Source organism: Micromonospora sp. NPDC051925, assembly GCF_044548625.1.
In the GTDB taxonomy this organism is placed as follows: domain Bacteria; phylum Actinomycetota; class Actinomycetes; order Mycobacteriales; family Micromonosporaceae; genus Micromonospora.
The window spans coordinates 80,154-93,950 of the sequence record NZ_JBIUCH010000009.1 but is presented as its reverse complement, the minus strand read 5'-3'; the positions used below and the strand labels follow the sequence as shown (position 1 = coordinate 93,950).

Sequence of the window (13,797 nt, the reverse complement as noted above, 5' to 3'; positions counted from 1 at the left end):
GGGTCAGCTGAGGCTGGACAACCGTCGGTAGTCGCCGTTGCGGGTCGCCGTGAACGCGACAAGCACCGCCGTGGCCAGCGCCCAGACCGGCACGCTGTCCGGTCGCAGCACCGCCGAGAGCTGCGCCGTGACCATGCTGGGCAGCACCACGGCCGCCGCCCACACCACGGCGACGCCGGCTGCGGCACGGCGCACCCCCAGCCGCCCACCGAGCGCGATGGTGGCGGCGGTGCAGGCCAGGCACGGCAGCAGCAGCAACGCCACGGAGAGTTGGGTGCCCGCGCTCCCCACCGCGAGCACGGGGATGACGACCGCCAGCACGGCCGCGGTACGCCGCAACAGCATCGTCAGCCCGGCGGCGGGCGTGCCGGCGATCAACTCCCAGGCCGGGTCGACACGACGGCTCCAGGCGACGGCCACCCCCGGCAACGGTGCCACCGGCGCCAGCAGCAGCACCAGCGACGGCAGGCCCGGCCACAGCCCTTCGAGCAGGAACGCGCAGCCCAGCACCGCCACCGTCATGGTGAGCCAGGGCAGCAGCGCCCGGATGAACCAGCGCCGGTGCACCGCAGCCCCGAAACGCCGTACCGGCACCGGGGCCGGTCCGGTGGCGATGCTCCGGTCCATCTCGACGGCGACCCGGTCGAGCAGCGCCCGGGTGTCGTCCGGGGTGGAGCCGGCCAGCCGGGCCCGGCAGTCCGGGCAGGCTTCGAGGTGCACCTCCACCGACCAGACGGTGGCCTCGTCCAGGCCCGGGTCACCCCCGGCGTAACGGGTGAGGAGGGCGACATTCGGGTGCGTGATCATGACAGTGCCTCCCGCAGAGCGGTCCGCGCCCGCCGCGCGCGGGTCTTCACCGTGCCCTCCGGCACGCCCAGCAGCAGCGACGTCTCCCGGACCGAGAGCCCGTCCAGGACCATCGACCGCAACACCTGCCGCAGTTCGGTCGGCAGGCGCAGCAACGCCTGCTCCATGTCCTGGCCGACCCGGCCGGCCAGCACCTCGTCCTCGGCGGCGGGCGCCGTGGTGGCGACGAGCGGCACCGGTGGCAACTGGGTCTGCCGGGCCCGCCGTCGGAACGCGTCGACCAGCCGGTTGGCGGCGATGGTCCACAGCCAGCCGACGGCGCTGCCCGAAGCGGTCGAGCCGGCGAAGCTGCCGGCGGCCCGCCAGACCGACAGGTACGTCTCCTGGAGCACGTCGGCTACCAGGTCGTCGTCGGCGCACCGGCGACGCAGCCGCACGGCGAGCCACGGCGACGTCCGCCGGTACAGCTCGTCGAACGCCCGCCGGTCACCACCGGCGGTACGCCGCACGAGTTCGGCCTCGTCGACCGCATCCAGGCTTCGTCTCACAACAGGCAAGACGATCCCCGTCCTCCGACGGTTCTCCAATGAAGGTGACACGCGTCACAGTAGGGGCCGACACCGGCACTGGCACCTCGGTGGCGACTCGTTCCGAATGCCTGACCAGTGCAAACAAAGGCGACGGCCCATGGTCGCCGAATCGCGGTTAAGTGCGGGGCCGGATAGACGGTAGGGTTGGCCCACATCGGCGTCGACCAGTGGGCGCAGGACCGCTGGTGCCTTTGGCTTCACCAGGATTGGATACGACGACTTGGCGCACAAACAGGCCGACCGCGAAGACCCGCGCCGCGCCTCAGACGATCAGGCTGCACCGACGACATCGGGTCGGCGTGCCGGTCGACCACAGTCAATCAAACGACGCGTCATCAGGCTGGTGCTCATTCCCAGCGTCGTCGCCCTGGCCGTCTGGCTCGTCGCCTCCGGCTATCTCATCTTCCAGGGCTTCTACAATCGCCAGGTCGCGAACAGCGTCCGGCAGGTGTCGATCCCGGCGGTCTCCGCGCTGTCCTCGATCCAGCAGGAGCGGCGGCTGAGCGTCAGCTACCTGACCCAGCCGTCGCGGGACCTGAGCAGGCTGATCGAGCAGCGGCAGCAGACGGACCAACGGGTGGCCGCCCTGCGTCCGGTCGCCGACTCCGCGCTGGCCAGCGCGCCGGACTCGATCGTGTCGCGGTGGAAGACGCTGGCGGGCCTGCTGGACGAATTGCCGAGCGTACGGAGCACCATCGATTCCCGGTCGGCCAACGGGACGGGTGTCTATGATTTCTACAACCGCCTGCTCGATGCCGCCACAAGCCTCTTCGACACCCAGGCGAGAATCGTCCCCGACGGCACCGCCGCCCAGGGCGGCATCGCGGCGACCGAGGCCTTCCGCGCCAGTGACCTGATGTCCCGGGCCGGCTCCACCATTGACAGCGCTTTCGGTGCCCGTACGCTCAGCTCGGAGGACCATCTCGACTTCACCAGCCTGGTCGGGGCCTATCACGCCGGCCTGACCAACGTGGCACCGCACCTGGAGCCGGAGGCCCGCCAGCGCTTTGCCGCGATCACCGCGAGCGAATCCTGGAAAGAACTCGTCGTGGCGGAGAGCGCCTTGGTCAGCAACGGCCCGTGGCGGGCCGGGGCGCCCCGCGCGTTGTCGTTCAACCGGGCGCGTTGGGAAACCCTCACCCGTCAGGTCTCCGACGATCTGATCAACCTGACCGTCGTGCAGGCCGACAAGGTCTCGGCCCGGACGCTACAAACCGGTAACACCCAACTGCTGACCGCCTCCCTGGGCAGTCTGCTCGCGTTGCTCGTCGTCATCGCCGCGATCATCTGGGCGATCCGCCAGTCGCAGATCCTGGTCGACCGGGCGCTCTCGGTCCGCCTGGCCCAACTGGGTCGGGACGCCGAGGCGGTGGTGGACAAGCAGTTGCCGGCGATGATGGAGCGGCTACGCCGACGGGAGAAGGTCGACCTCGCCGCCGAACTGCCCCTCCCGGAGTACGGCAGCGACGAGATCGGCCGGGTCGCGGAGGTCATCAACCGCTCGTTGCAGGCTGCGGCGGGCGCAGCCGTCGACGAGGCGAAGACCCGGGCCGCGGGCATCGCGATGCTGATGGGTGTCGCGCGGCGTCCGCAACGCCCGCTGCAACGCGGTCTGAAGGTCATCGAGGACCTGCAGAACCGGATCGGTGACGAGAAGCTCCTGGCGGAGCTCTTCGACATCAACCATCAGCTCACCCAGACCCGCCGCTTCCTGGAGAACCTCGTCATCCTGGCCGGCGGCCAGATCGGCCGGCGCTTCCAGAATCCGGTGCCGGTACGTCGGGTGCTGCTGGCGGCCTTCGCGGAGGCCCAGCAGTACCAGCGCATCACGCTGCGCAGCGCGCCCGACGTGGCGATCGTCGGGCCGGCGGTGGCCGGCACCGTCCACCTGGTGGCCGAGTTGCTGGACAACGCGCTGGCGTTCTCCCCGCCCGAAACCACGGTCTGGGTCACCTGCATCGAGGTCAAGCGCGGTATCGCGGTGGAGATCGAGGACGCCGGCGTGGGAATGCGGGCGGACGCGCTGGAGCGGGCGAACGAGCTGCTGGCCACCGCGCCCACCCCGGACGTGACGGCGCTCAGGGACGGCGCACAGGTCGGTCTGCACGTGGTGGCGGAGCTGGCCAAGCGGGACGGCATCCAGGTGAGCCTGCGCGCCTCGGCGTACGGCGGTCTGCTGGCGATCGTGCTGCTGCCCGATCGCGTGCTCGCCACCGACCCGTTCACCGCCGAACTCGACCGCACCGACCCGGGCGTCCTCCCGCTCGGAACCGTCGCCACGGCGATGTCGCGCCCCGGCATCGGCGCGGTGCTCCCGGTCGGCGGTGGTCGGCGGGAGCTGCACCCCGCCGCCGGGGCCCGACCCGTCGCAGGGGTGCCCACGGCATCGAGCGGCTCGGTTCAGGCACCGGCCGATCCCGCCGGGGATCGCCGGCCCGACCGCATCGGGGGCATCATGACCGAAGTTCCAGCGGTACGCAGCGGCGCGTCCGGCCCACAGGTCGCCGACCGTCCGCCCCTGCCGCACCGACGGCCGCAGCAACACCTCGCCCCCGAGCTGCGGGAGGACGATCTCCCTGGGCAGGCGCCCGACACGGCGGTGGCTGCCACCCGATCGCCCGAGGAGGCACGAGACCGGTTCACCAAGTACCAGAGGGCCTGGGCCGCTGGCCGGGCGGCGAAAAACGGGGACTCAGCTGGCAGAGACGACCAAGGTAGGAAAGCATGACCCACTCGGCATCTCAGAACGATCTGACCTGGATCCTGGACGATCTGGTAGAGGTCCCTGACGTTGTCTACGCGGTTGTCCTGTCCACCGACGGGCTGATCGTGCAGAAATCCACGTCGCTCCCGCAGGACGCCGGGGAACTGCTGGCGGCCGGCGCGTCGTCCCTGCACAGCATCGCGGCGGGAATGGGCCGACGCTTCGACAGCGGGCCGGTGCAACAGGTCATCATCGAGTACGAGGGGCGGACGCTGTTCGTCGCCGCCGCCGGCCAGAACGCGCGGCTGGCGGTGCTCTGCGAACAGTCCGTCGACATGGGCACCGTCGCGTACGAGATGAGTCGCCTGGTGACCCGGATCGGCGACTACCTCGGCTCCGAGGCCCGCCTGGACGGCGCGGTGCTCACCGAGCGTCCCGGGTCGAAACCATGACATACGACGTGTGGGACGGCGACGACGAGGCGGAGGCCGGCCGGCTCGTGCCGCTGTACATTCTCGTCAACGGGCGGACGAGCCCCCGCAACACCAGCCTCGACCTGGCCACCCAGGTGATCGCCCTGCCGGCCGATCCGAACCGGTTGGAGCAGGAGTACCGGGAGATCCTTCACCAGTGCGCCGGGTGGATCTCCATCGCCGAGATCGGCGCTTACCTGCACCGCCCGCTCGCCATCACCAAGGTGATGGTTGACGTCCTCCACGAGCAGGGGTTTCTGGACATCGGCTCGCCGGCACAGGAGAAGATCGCCGACCGGTGGCTGCTGGAAACGGTTCTCGCCGGCCTTCAGCGGATATAGACAAGAGGGACTGATACACGTGGATCGGAAATCGGTGAAGGTCGTCGTGGCGGGCGGCTTCGGCACCGGCAAGACCACCCTGGTCGGAGCGGTCAGCGAGATTCCGCCACTGGTCACCGAGGAGGTCCTGACCCAGGCCAGCATCGGGGTGGACGACATCACCGGGGTCGAGGGCAAGACGAGCACGACGGTCGCGCTGGACTTCGGGCGGATCACCATCAGCAACGACGTCGTGCTGTACCTGTTCGGCACCCCGGGGCAGGACCGGTTCTGGTTCATCTGGGACGAGCTGGCACAGGGCGCGGTGGGGGCGATCGTGCTGGTCGACACCCGAAGGCTCGGCACCAGCTTCCCGGCCGTCGACTACTTCGAGCGACGGGGCATCCCCTTCGTCGCCGCCGTCAACCGCTTCTACGGTGAGTGTCCCTACACCGAGGAGGAGATCCGCGCCGCGCTGGAGCTGGACCCGACCGTGCCGCTGCTGTGGTGCGACGCGAGGGACCGGGCCTCCAGCAAGCAGGCACTTATCGAGTTGGTCCGGCACGCGCTGTCCCGGCTGCCCGCCACCAGTTGAGCGCCCCGGCCGGCAGTGAGCGCCCCGGCTGAGCGCCGGCCGGTCGACGGGCGGTCGGGGGCAGCGGTGTCGCCCCTGCTCCGGTGCGCCATCGCTGACGTACCGGAGCAGGGGCGTCGTGGTCGGACGGTCAGCCGGCGCTGCCCGACGCCGGGAGCTGCGCCAACCTCACCTTGAAGTGCCCCAGCAGGGGTGGCGACGAGACCACCCGGTAACCGGTGACCCGTTCGGGCTGCTTGGCGATGCCGGCGAGGACGGCGGCCACGTACTCGAAGTGGGTGTCGGTGTAGACCCGGCGCGGGATGGCCAGGCGCACCAGTTCGAAGGGGGCCGGGGTGACCAGCCGGTGCTGGTCGTCCATCCCGCCGAGGTAGAGCGATCCCAGTTCGGCGCAGCGGATTCCGCCGTCGAGGTAGAGCTGGCAGCCGAGGGCGTGGCCGGGGAACTCCTGCGGTGACAGGTGTGGCAGCAGCCGGCCGGCGTTGAGGTAGAGGGCGTGGATGCCCGGCGGTTGGACGGTGTCCACCCCGGCCTCGTTGATCAGCCGGGCCAGCCGGGCGGTGGAGGCGGCCCGCGCCCGGAGATACCCGGGGTCGACCACCTCCCGCAGCCCCTGGGTGAGCCGTTCGAGGTCGTGGCCGGCCAGCCCGCCGTAGGTGGAGAATCCCTCGGTGGCGATCAGGTTCGCCTCGCACCGGGCGTGCAGGTCGTCGTCGCGCAGCCCGATGACCCCGCCGATGGCCGACAGGCCGTCCTTCTTGAGACTGATCACGCAGCCGTCGGCGAGTCCGAAGGCGTGGGTGGCGATCTGCCGGGGCGTCCAGTCGCGGTAGTCCGGCTCGCGCTGCCCGACGAGCCAGGCGTTCTCGGCGAATCGCGCCGCGTCCAGGAAGAACGGCACCCCGTGGCGGCGGCACAGGTCACGGACGGCGGTGAGGTTGGCCATCGACACCGGCTGCGCGCCGAGGCCGTTGTTGGTGATGGTCATCAGGACCAGGCCCACCCGGTCCCCCTCCGACCCGGTGAGGGTGCGCTCCAACGCGTCGAGGTCGATGTCGCCCTTGAACGGGTCCGCGCTGTCGAGATCGGACGCGGCCGGGCAGGGTAGGTCCCGGGGTTCCGCGCCGGCCAGCTTGATGTTGGCGTGGGTGGTGTCGAAGTGGGTGTTGCTGAGGCAGAGCTGGCCGGGCTTCAGCAGGCTGGTGAAGAGCACGCGCTCGCCGGCCCGGCCCTGGTGGACGGGCAGGATGTGCGGATATCCGGTGAGGTCGTGGACCTCGTCCCGGAACCGGAACCAGGATCGCGCCCCGGCGTAGGACTCGTCGCCGAGCGCGGCGGCAGCCTCCTGCGCGGCCGAGGTGGCCCCGGTGCCGGAGTCCGACAGCAGGTCGATGGTGATCTGGTCGGCGCGCAGGTTGAACGGGTTGTAGCCCGCCTCCGCGAGGGCCTGTTGCCGCTCCTGCGGGCTGAGGAAGGGGATCGGTTCGACCACCTTGATCCGGTACGGGGGCAACATCTCGTGCACGTCCACAGCCACTGCTCGCTTCTCGAGGGGAATCAGAGGTGTCCTGCTCCGGCACGGCCGGTCGGAGTCGCCAGCGCCGTGTCGTCCATGGTCGCCCGGTGGCGAACCGGCGGACTCACCTGGTACGCCTCGGCGGACAGGTAGACGGTCACCCCCGGCCGCGGGGCGCCCAGCCGCAACGACACGTGCGGGATCAGCCCGACGCCGTCGCGCAGCGGCCGACGGGCCACCGCGGCGAGCGCCCGGTCCAGCACCGTGCGGTCGAACCCGTAGTGGTCGAGCACCGCCACCACCCGGTCGTACGCCTCCTCGTCGTCGTCGACGTAGCCCCGGATGGGCACGTAGAGGCTGTAGCCGACCGGCCGGTCGGCCCCCTCGACCAGGGTGTAGCTACCCACGAGCGGAAGGCCGGCGAACCGGGTCCGGCCGCCGCCGGCCAGCGCGCAGAACTCGGCGAGCCCACCCGGATCGACATCGTCGACCACGCCGGCCGCGCGGATGACGTCCCGCACCTGGGCGTCGTGGTGGGTCAGGTAGAGCTTGACCCGCGCCTGCGCGCCGTCGTGCAGGTCGAGGGCGAAGAACGTCAGCCGGTCCCGGCGGCCCAACTCGCCCGGACGGATGCCGTGGTCGAGCATCGCCCGGTACGACCGGCCCAGTCCGAGCCGGTGCAGCGCCTCGGACACCAGGCCCGGCGCACGGTCGACTCCCCTGAGTTCCGGGTTGAGGTAGACCTTGAACTCGGGCCGCCGGCCACCCCGGAACACCAGCGAGCACCAGAGGGCGAACACGCCCTGCGGGTCGTAGGTGGCGAACAGGTCGCGCACCGAGTCCAGCCGGGACGTCGACAGGCCGGCGCGGTGTGCCTGGGTGTCCAGGAACCGCTGGGTGGCGATCATGTTGGTCAACCGGCTGGGCGGCACTCCCAGCCGCTCGCCCAGGATCCGCACCGTCGGCGGCTCGGTGGCGCTGAAGGCCACGGAGAACTCCACCGGAGTGTGGTCATCCGCGATGTTGGACGGCCAGCGCGGTGGGGCCGACAACGGCTGCGGACCGGCCGGGCCGAGCAGGCTCTCCAGCAGCTCCAGCGGCTCCGCCGCACCGAGCCCGACTGCCTCACACAAACGCCGCAGCTGGTCACCCAGCTGATCGGAAAGGGATACCTCGTCCATCAGTTCTCTCTCCCGATCAAGCCGACCGACCAAAAGAGACCCTAAGAACCATTTCGTAATAAGGTCAAGATCGATCACAACTTGCAATGACATATCAGGATCGAGAGCGGCAAATCGACCACGAAGATCACCCTGCGTGGTGCACAGGGCACGTTACATCATGTTGATGATTGCGCTGGGAGGCGGACCGACGACACTGAGTCGCCCGCGTCGCACCCGTCGCCACGACGTCAGGTCGTGCCCCCGGTCGGCGTACCCCCGGGGGATGGCGGGGCGGCGGGTAGCGAGGCGCGGGCGGCGGCCAGCACCTCCGGGTCGACGCAGCCGGCGGCGTAGCCGGCGATGCGGCGGCGGATGTCCCGGGTGAGCAGCCGGACGCCGACCCGGTCGGCGATCGGGCGCAGGAACGCCGGCCGGCAGCGGAAGCTGTAGCGCCAGGTGGCGACCGTGTGGCCCGGCTCGGGTGCGGGGGCGAACCGCCAGCCACCGGCGAACATCTCGAAGAACCACGGCCCGCGCACCATCTTCATCCCGACGTTCGTCGGCGGGGCGAAGGAGACGTACTCGCTGATCATCACCAGGCCGTGCCGGGACCGGGTGAAGGTGCGCACCCCCTTGCCGGGGCGGGTGGCCCCGTCGGTGAAGTGCTGCTCGCGGACGAACGGATCCCACCGGTAACGCACCGGTGCGACGGTCTGCGACACCGCGAACGCCAGCTCCGGCGGGACCGGGACGGTCGTCACCGCCTCGACGACCGGCATCAGCGGCGGGGGGTGACGGCCGACAGCAGCTCCGGCAGCCGGCGGTCCAGCACGTCCCCGGCCAGGTACGACCCGAGCAGCGCCGCCCCCACCCCGTACACCGCGCCAACCGGCAGGGCCAGCCAGAGCCAGAGATCGCCGACCAGGCCGGCGGCCACCACCATCGGCACCGCCGCAGCCGACGAGCCGACCATCGACAGCAGGGTGAGCATGCTCTTGGCCAACCCGGCACCGGTGTTCATCGCGAACGGGTTACTCGTCTCCGGCAGCGAGTACGCCCCGAGCACCGAGATGAGGCCGTTGATCGCCAGCCCCACCCCGTACGCGGCGAGCAGCGCCCCCGCCGCCACCCCGAACCACTCCGGCCGGCCCAGCACCCCGCTGATGACCAGGGCGACGACGCCGAGCATCGGCAGCACGTACACCGAGAAGGCGGCCATCCGGGCGCGCAGCTCCAGCCGACCCGGCACCCCGGCCACCACGTTCGCCGCGTAGGCGCTGCCGTCGAAGCCGAACTGGTTGGCCAGGGTCACCGAGGCGAGCACGCCGACGAAGAGCATGGACAGGCTGAGCAGCACCGGCGACGGCTCCCCGGCGGCCTCGAAGCCCTCCGCGCCGGCGGTGAAGCCCGCCCCACCGACGTTGACCATCACCGGCACGAAGACCCCGACCACCGCGATGGTGATCAGGTTGGCCCGTCGTCGGGCGTCCCGCCACCAGTAGCGGCACTCCCGGGCCACCAGCGCGCCGAACCGGTCCCGGCGGGCCCAGCCGACCGCCCGGGGGAAGAGCTGTGCGACCGCGCCGCCGGTCGGCGCCCGGCGGGCCTTCGTCGGGGCCGCGCTGGCCGCGCCGACCATCGCCGACTCCAGCGACCGGGACCACCAGAGCAGCAGCGCCCCGATGGCCAGCGCGGTGATCAGCAGCTTCACCGGAACCGCCCAGGCGCGGCCCTCCGCCACGTCCAGACCGATCGTCCAGGGTGCCCCGAACGGGGTCCAGCCGACGATCCGGGCCACCCCGACCAGCCGGTCCCAGTCGGCCGTCCGCACGGCGGCCAGCACCACGAGTTGCAACGGGCCGAGCAGCGCGGCCACCACGGCCAGCAGCACGGCGGCCAGGTCGCGTACCCGCCGGGACCGCAGCATGGTGGCGAACGCGCTGGTCACCGCGCGGCTCGCGGCGACGCAGAGCAGCACGCCGGCGACCACGCCGAGGGCGGCGATGCCGCCGGCCGCCACGCCACCGAGCAGCGCGGCGCTGACCACCAGCCCAGCTGCGGCGACCAGCACCGCGCCCACCGGAACGCTGACCAGCGCCGCCGCGAACAGCCCGGTGACCAGGGTGCGGCGCGCGATGGGCAGCAGCGCGAAGCGGGCCGGGTCGAGGGTCTCGTCGACGCCGAAGAAGACCAGCGGCAGCAGCAGCCAGCCGAGCACCAGCAGGCCCCCGCCGAATGCCGCCGCCATCACCGCGTAGCGGGGCTCGTCGGCGAAGCCGGGGGCGGCGAACATCAGGAACCCGCCGGCCGCGAACCAGAGCCCGACCAGCACCCCGACCACGAACAGCGCGATCCGCCAGCCCTGGCCCCGGAAGTTGTTGCCCATCACCCGCAGCTTCAGCCGGACGAAGTGCCGTGGGGAGACCGGGCGGACCCGCGCGGCGGGTGTGCTGGTCACCGGGACAGCCACGCCAGCTCCTCACCGGTCGCGGTCCGGCCGCCGACCACCTCGACGAAGACCTCCTCCAGGGAACGGTCACCGCGTACCTCGGCGAGGGTGCCGACCCGCTTGATGGTGCCCTCGGCGAGGATCGCCACGTGCGAGCAGAGCCGCTCGACGACCTCCATCACGTGGCTGGAGAAGACCACCGTCCCGCCGCCGACCACGTACCGGTGCAGGATGTCGCGGATCAGCGCCGCCGACACCGGGTCGACCGCCTCGAACGGCTCGTCGAGCACCAGCAGCCGGGGGCCGTGCAGCAGCGCGCAGGCCAGGCCGATCTTCTTCTTCATGCCGGCGGAGTAGTCGACCACCAGGGTCCGACCGGCGTCGGTGAGGGCCAGCACGTCGAGCAGCTCCGCCGCCCGCTGGTCGACCACCGCCGGGTCCATGCCGCGCAGCAGACCGTGGTACGCCAGCAGCTCCGCGCCGGTGAGCCGGTCGAACAGCCGGACGCCGTCGGGCATGACGCCGAGCAGCCGCTTGGCCTCGACCGGGTCGCCCCAGACGTCGTGCCCCAGCACCCGGGCCTGACCGTGGTCGGGCCGGAGCAGCCCGACGGCCATCGACAGGGTGGTGGTCTTGCCGGCGCCGTTGGGGCCGAGCAGGCCGTAGAACGAGCCGGCGGGGACCGCCAGGTCCACCCCGGCGACCGCCACCTTGCCGTCGAACTGCTTGGCCAGGCCGTGTAGCGCCAGCGCAGGGTGTTCACCAGTCATGTGTCGACCGTATCCGGGCCGGGCGAGTGACCGCTCCCGCCGGGGGACGATCCGGAATCATCCCCGAGGGGGACGGCAGGCGTGGCGGGCCGGCCCGTGGGCGGCCCGCGGCCACCGCGACGCCGGCCGACCGTGACGACGGCCACCCCGACGACGGCCGACCGCCGACCGCGACGCTGGCCGACCGTGACGGCCCGGTCAGGAGCGCAGGGACTCCGGCGCGTGCAGGCGGAGCATGGTGGCCCCGACGTCGACCGGGGTGCGGCGTCGGGTCGCCATCGACACCGCGATCATCACGGTGAAGGCGAGCGGCACCGTCCAGGCGGCCGGCTGGGTAGTGAGGGTGGCGGGCCAGCCGGACAGCGGCGGGCCGAGCACGGTGACCAGCACCGCGCCGATCGCCGCGCCACCGCCGACCAGCACGCCGGCCGCCGCGCCGAGGTCGGTCAGCCCGCGCCACCAGATGCCGAGCACGAGCAGCGGGCAGAAGCTGGACGCGGCGACCGCGAAGGCCAGCCCGACCACCTGGGAGACGTCCAGCCCGGAGACGTTCAGGGCGAGCAGCGCCGGCACCCCACCGGCGATCACCGTGGCCAGCCGGAAGCCGCGCACCGAGCCGCGTCCGAGCACGTCGGTGGAGATCACCCCGGCGACGCTGGTGAGCAGCCCGGACGAGGTGGACAGGAAGGCGGCGAACGCCCCGGCGGCGACCAGCGCGGCGAGCAGCCGCCCGGTGACGCCGTCGCCCAGCGCCGCCCCGGGCAGCAGCACCACCACCGCGTCGGTCTGCCCGCTGACCAGCAGTTGCGGGGTGTAGATCCGGCCGAGCACGCCGTAGATGGTGGGCAGCAGGTAGAAGACGCCGACGAGGGCGAGCACCACCAGCGTGGTGCGCCGGGCCGCCGCCCCGTCGGGGTTGGTGTAGAAGCGGACCAGCACGTGCGGCAGGCCCATGGTGCCGAGGAAGGTGGCCAGGATCAGCGAGTAGGTGGCGAACAGGCCCCGGTCGTCGTCCCCGGCGGTGCTCGGCAGCAGCCAGTCGGCCGCGCCGGTGGCCACCCCGGACACCTCGGGCACCGGGTCACCGGCGGCGAAACTCAGCTCGTCGCCGGGGCGTACCTCCCGGATGGTGCCGTCGGCGAAGGTGAGGGCCGCGCGGTGCTCGACCACGACGGTGGTCGCGGTGCGGAACGCCGGGCCGTCGGGCGGGGTCACCGCCGGGCGGGCGTCGGCCTGCCACTGCAGGGCCAGGAAGATCGCGGGTACGGCGAGTGCGGTCAGCTTCAGCCAGTACTGGAACGCCTGGACGAAGGTGATCGCCCGCATTCCGCCCAGCGCCACGTTGGCGGTGACCACCGCCGCGACCAGCAGCGCACCCACCGGGTACGGCGAGCCGGCCACGGTGGCCAGGGTCAGCCCGGCGCCCTGCAGCTGCGGCACCAGGTAGAGCCAGCCGATGAAGATGACGAAGACGGTGGCCAGGGTGCGCAACCGGCGGGAGCCGAGCCGCAGCTCGCAGAAGTCGGGCAGGGTGAACGCGCCGGAGCGACGCAACGGCGCGGCGACGAAGAGCAGCAGCGCCAGGTAGCCGGCGGCGAAGCCGACCGGGTACCAGAGCACGTCGACGCCGTACTTGAGGATCAGGCCGGCGATGCCGAGGAAGCTCGCCGCCGACAGGTACTCCCCGCCGATCGCGGCGGCGTTCCAGGTCGGACTGACCGTGCGCGACGCGACCAGGAAGTCGGAGGTGGTACGGGCCAGTCGCAGTCCGTAGAAGCCGATGCCGACGGTGACCAGGGTCACCGCGACGATCGCCGGTACGACGTACCCGTTGCCCATCAACGTTCCGGCCGCTGGACGAGGTCGACGAAGTCCTGCTCGTTGCGTTCGGCGAGCCGCACGTACGCCCAGCCGACGGCGATGAGGAAGGGGAAGGAGACCACCCCGAGCAGCAGCCACGGCAGGTTGACGCCGAGCACGGTGACCCGGCCGACGGGGGGTGCGATGGCGAACAGCCAGGGCAGCCCGCCCAACCCGACCAGCACCAGCAGGCTCAGTCGCAGAGCGAGCGTCAGTTGGGCCCGGACCAGGCCCCGGACCAGGGCCTCGCCGACCCGGGTCTGCTGGGCCAGTTCGGTGCGGGTGTGGTCGGCCCGGGTGTCCCGGCGGGAGACCTCGGCCAGCACGATCCGCGCCCGCCCGCCCGCTCCGACGGCCGGCGGCCCGGGGTACCGGGGCACCGGTGCGGGATCGTCGTGGGCGGTCACCCCGGCAGTCTCGCCTGCCCGGCTCGAATGTCAAGTGTCGTCCACCGGGGGGTGTGGACAACCTGTGGACGGGGCGGTTGCCCTGTGGACGACGGGTGCGCGCCGAGGACGAAGATGGCACTACGTCTGATTCGTCCTCACCG

At 71.9% G+C, this 13,797-nt stretch carries 13 protein-coding genes; 4 read left to right on the top strand and 9 right to left on the bottom strand.

Annotated features, from left to right (window positions below; all coding sequences use genetic code 11):
- Nucleotides 1-3: 3 nt before the first annotated feature.
- Both ACIG87_RS14195 and ACIG87_RS14190 read right to left on the bottom strand, forming a co-directional pair.
- Entirely contained in the window at nucleotides 4-807 is an 804-nt protein-coding gene (locus ACIG87_RS14195) for a hypothetical protein (protein WP_396850923.1), read from the bottom strand.
- Nucleotides 804-1,355 (bottom strand): RNA polymerase sigma factor, encoded by a 552-nt coding sequence (locus ACIG87_RS14190; RefSeq protein WP_396850922.1) that lies wholly within the window; start codon nucleotides 1,353-1,355, stop codon nucleotides 804-806. The genes ACIG87_RS14195 and ACIG87_RS14190 overlap by 4 nt, the downstream gene beginning before the upstream one ends.
- Before the next feature lie 385 nt (nucleotides 1,356-1,740).
- On the opposite strand from ACIG87_RS14190, the gene ACIG87_RS14185 reads away from it, so the two are divergent.
- Genes ACIG87_RS14185 through ACIG87_RS14170 form a run of 4 tightly spaced genes read left to right on the top strand, consistent with a single transcriptional unit; the run spans nucleotide 1,741 to nucleotide 5,489 of the window.
- Nucleotides 1,741-4,125, top strand: a complete 2,385-nt coding sequence (locus tag ACIG87_RS14185; protein WP_396850921.1) for a nitrate- and nitrite sensing domain-containing protein — start codon at nucleotides 1,741-1,743, stop codon at nucleotides 4,123-4,125.
- The gene (locus ACIG87_RS14180) at nucleotides 4,122-4,553 is read left to right on the top strand and encodes a roadblock/LC7 domain-containing protein (protein WP_396850920.1); all 432 of its coding nucleotides are present in this window, start codon (nucleotides 4,122-4,124) and stop codon (nucleotides 4,551-4,553) included. Before ACIG87_RS14185 ends, ACIG87_RS14180 begins: the two co-directional genes overlap by 4 nt.
- Entirely contained in the window at nucleotides 4,550-4,915 is a 366-nt protein-coding gene (locus ACIG87_RS14175) for a DUF742 domain-containing protein (RefSeq protein WP_396850919.1), read from the top strand. The genes ACIG87_RS14180 and ACIG87_RS14175 overlap by 4 nt, the downstream gene beginning before the upstream one ends.
- A 19-nt stretch (nucleotides 4,916-4,934) precedes the next feature.
- Nucleotides 4,935-5,489 carry a GTP-binding protein gene (locus tag ACIG87_RS14170; RefSeq protein WP_396850918.1) on the top strand — a complete coding sequence of 185 codons (555 nt, stop codon included), beginning with the start codon at nucleotides 4,935-4,937 and terminating at the stop codon, nucleotides 5,487-5,489.
- 130 nt (nucleotides 5,490-5,619) lie between these two features.
- On the opposite strand, the gene ACIG87_RS14165 is transcribed toward ACIG87_RS14170, so the two are convergent.
- The 7 genes from ACIG87_RS14165 to ACIG87_RS14135 form a co-directional block, all read right to left on the bottom strand.
- Nucleotides 5,620-7,026 (bottom strand): tryptophanase, encoded by a 1,407-nt coding sequence (locus tag ACIG87_RS14165; RefSeq protein WP_396850917.1) that lies wholly within the window; start codon nucleotides 7,024-7,026, stop codon nucleotides 5,620-5,622.
- 20 nt (nucleotides 7,027-7,046) lie between these two features.
- A complete protein-coding gene (locus ACIG87_RS14160) occupies nucleotides 7,047-8,186 on the bottom strand; it encodes a tryptophan dimethylallyltransferase family protein (RefSeq protein WP_396850916.1) in 1,140 nt (379 codons plus the stop codon).
- Nucleotides 8,187-8,416: 230 nt separating this feature from the next.
- A complete protein-coding gene (locus tag ACIG87_RS14155) occupies nucleotides 8,417-8,947 on the bottom strand; it encodes an SRPBCC family protein (protein WP_396850915.1) in 531 nt (176 codons plus the stop codon).
- Nucleotides 8,947-10,638, bottom strand: coding sequence for an ABC transporter permease (locus ACIG87_RS14150; protein ID WP_396850914.1), 1,692 nt, complete (start codon nucleotides 10,636-10,638; stop codon nucleotides 8,947-8,949). The genes ACIG87_RS14155 and ACIG87_RS14150 overlap by 1 nt, the downstream gene beginning before the upstream one ends.
- Nucleotides 10,623-11,387: an ABC transporter ATP-binding protein gene (locus tag ACIG87_RS14145; protein ID WP_396850913.1), complete on the bottom strand. Its 765-nt coding sequence runs from the start codon at nucleotides 11,385-11,387 to the stop codon at nucleotides 10,623-10,625. The genes ACIG87_RS14150 and ACIG87_RS14145 overlap by 16 nt, the downstream gene beginning before the upstream one ends.
- 198 nt (nucleotides 11,388-11,585) lie before the next feature.
- A complete protein-coding gene (locus ACIG87_RS14140; protein WP_396850912.1) occupies nucleotides 11,586-13,226 on the bottom strand; it encodes a cation acetate symporter in 1,641 nt (546 codons plus the stop codon).
- Nucleotides 13,226-13,627 carry a hypothetical protein gene (locus ACIG87_RS14135; RefSeq protein WP_396851100.1) on the bottom strand — a complete coding sequence of 134 codons (402 nt, stop codon included), beginning with the start codon at nucleotides 13,625-13,627 and terminating at the stop codon, nucleotides 13,226-13,228. The genes ACIG87_RS14140 and ACIG87_RS14135 overlap by 1 nt, the downstream gene beginning before the upstream one ends.
- Nucleotides 13,628-13,797 lie beyond the last annotated feature (170 nt).

What these genes read in the sequence shown, in the direction of transcription:
- ACIG87_RS14160 (WP_396850916.1), bottom strand. Translation starts at nt 8,186, where the DNA reads ATGGACGAGGTATCCCTTTCCGATCAGCTGGGTGACCAGCTGCGGCGT.
- ACIG87_RS14140 (WP_396850912.1), bottom strand. Translation starts at nt 13,226, where the DNA reads ATGGGCAACGGGTACGTCGTACCGGCGATCGTCGCGGTGACCCTGGTC.
- ACIG87_RS14145 (WP_396850913.1), bottom strand. Translation starts at nt 11,387, where the DNA reads ATGACTGGTGAACACCCTGCGCTGGCGCTACACGGCCTGGCCAAGCAG.
- ACIG87_RS14175 (WP_396850919.1), top strand. Translation starts at nt 4,550, where the DNA reads ATGACATACGACGTGTGGGACGGCGACGACGAGGCGGAGGCCGGCCGG.
- ACIG87_RS14155 (WP_396850915.1), bottom strand. Translation starts at nt 8,947, where the DNA reads ATGCCGGTCGTCGAGGCGGTGACGACCGTCCCGGTCCCGCCGGAGCTG.
- ACIG87_RS14180 (WP_396850920.1), top strand. Translation starts at nt 4,122, where the DNA reads ATGACCCACTCGGCATCTCAGAACGATCTGACCTGGATCCTGGACGAT.
- ACIG87_RS14195 (WP_396850923.1), bottom strand. Translation starts at nt 807, where the DNA reads ATGATCACGCACCCGAATGTCGCCCTCCTCACCCGTTACGCCGGGGGT.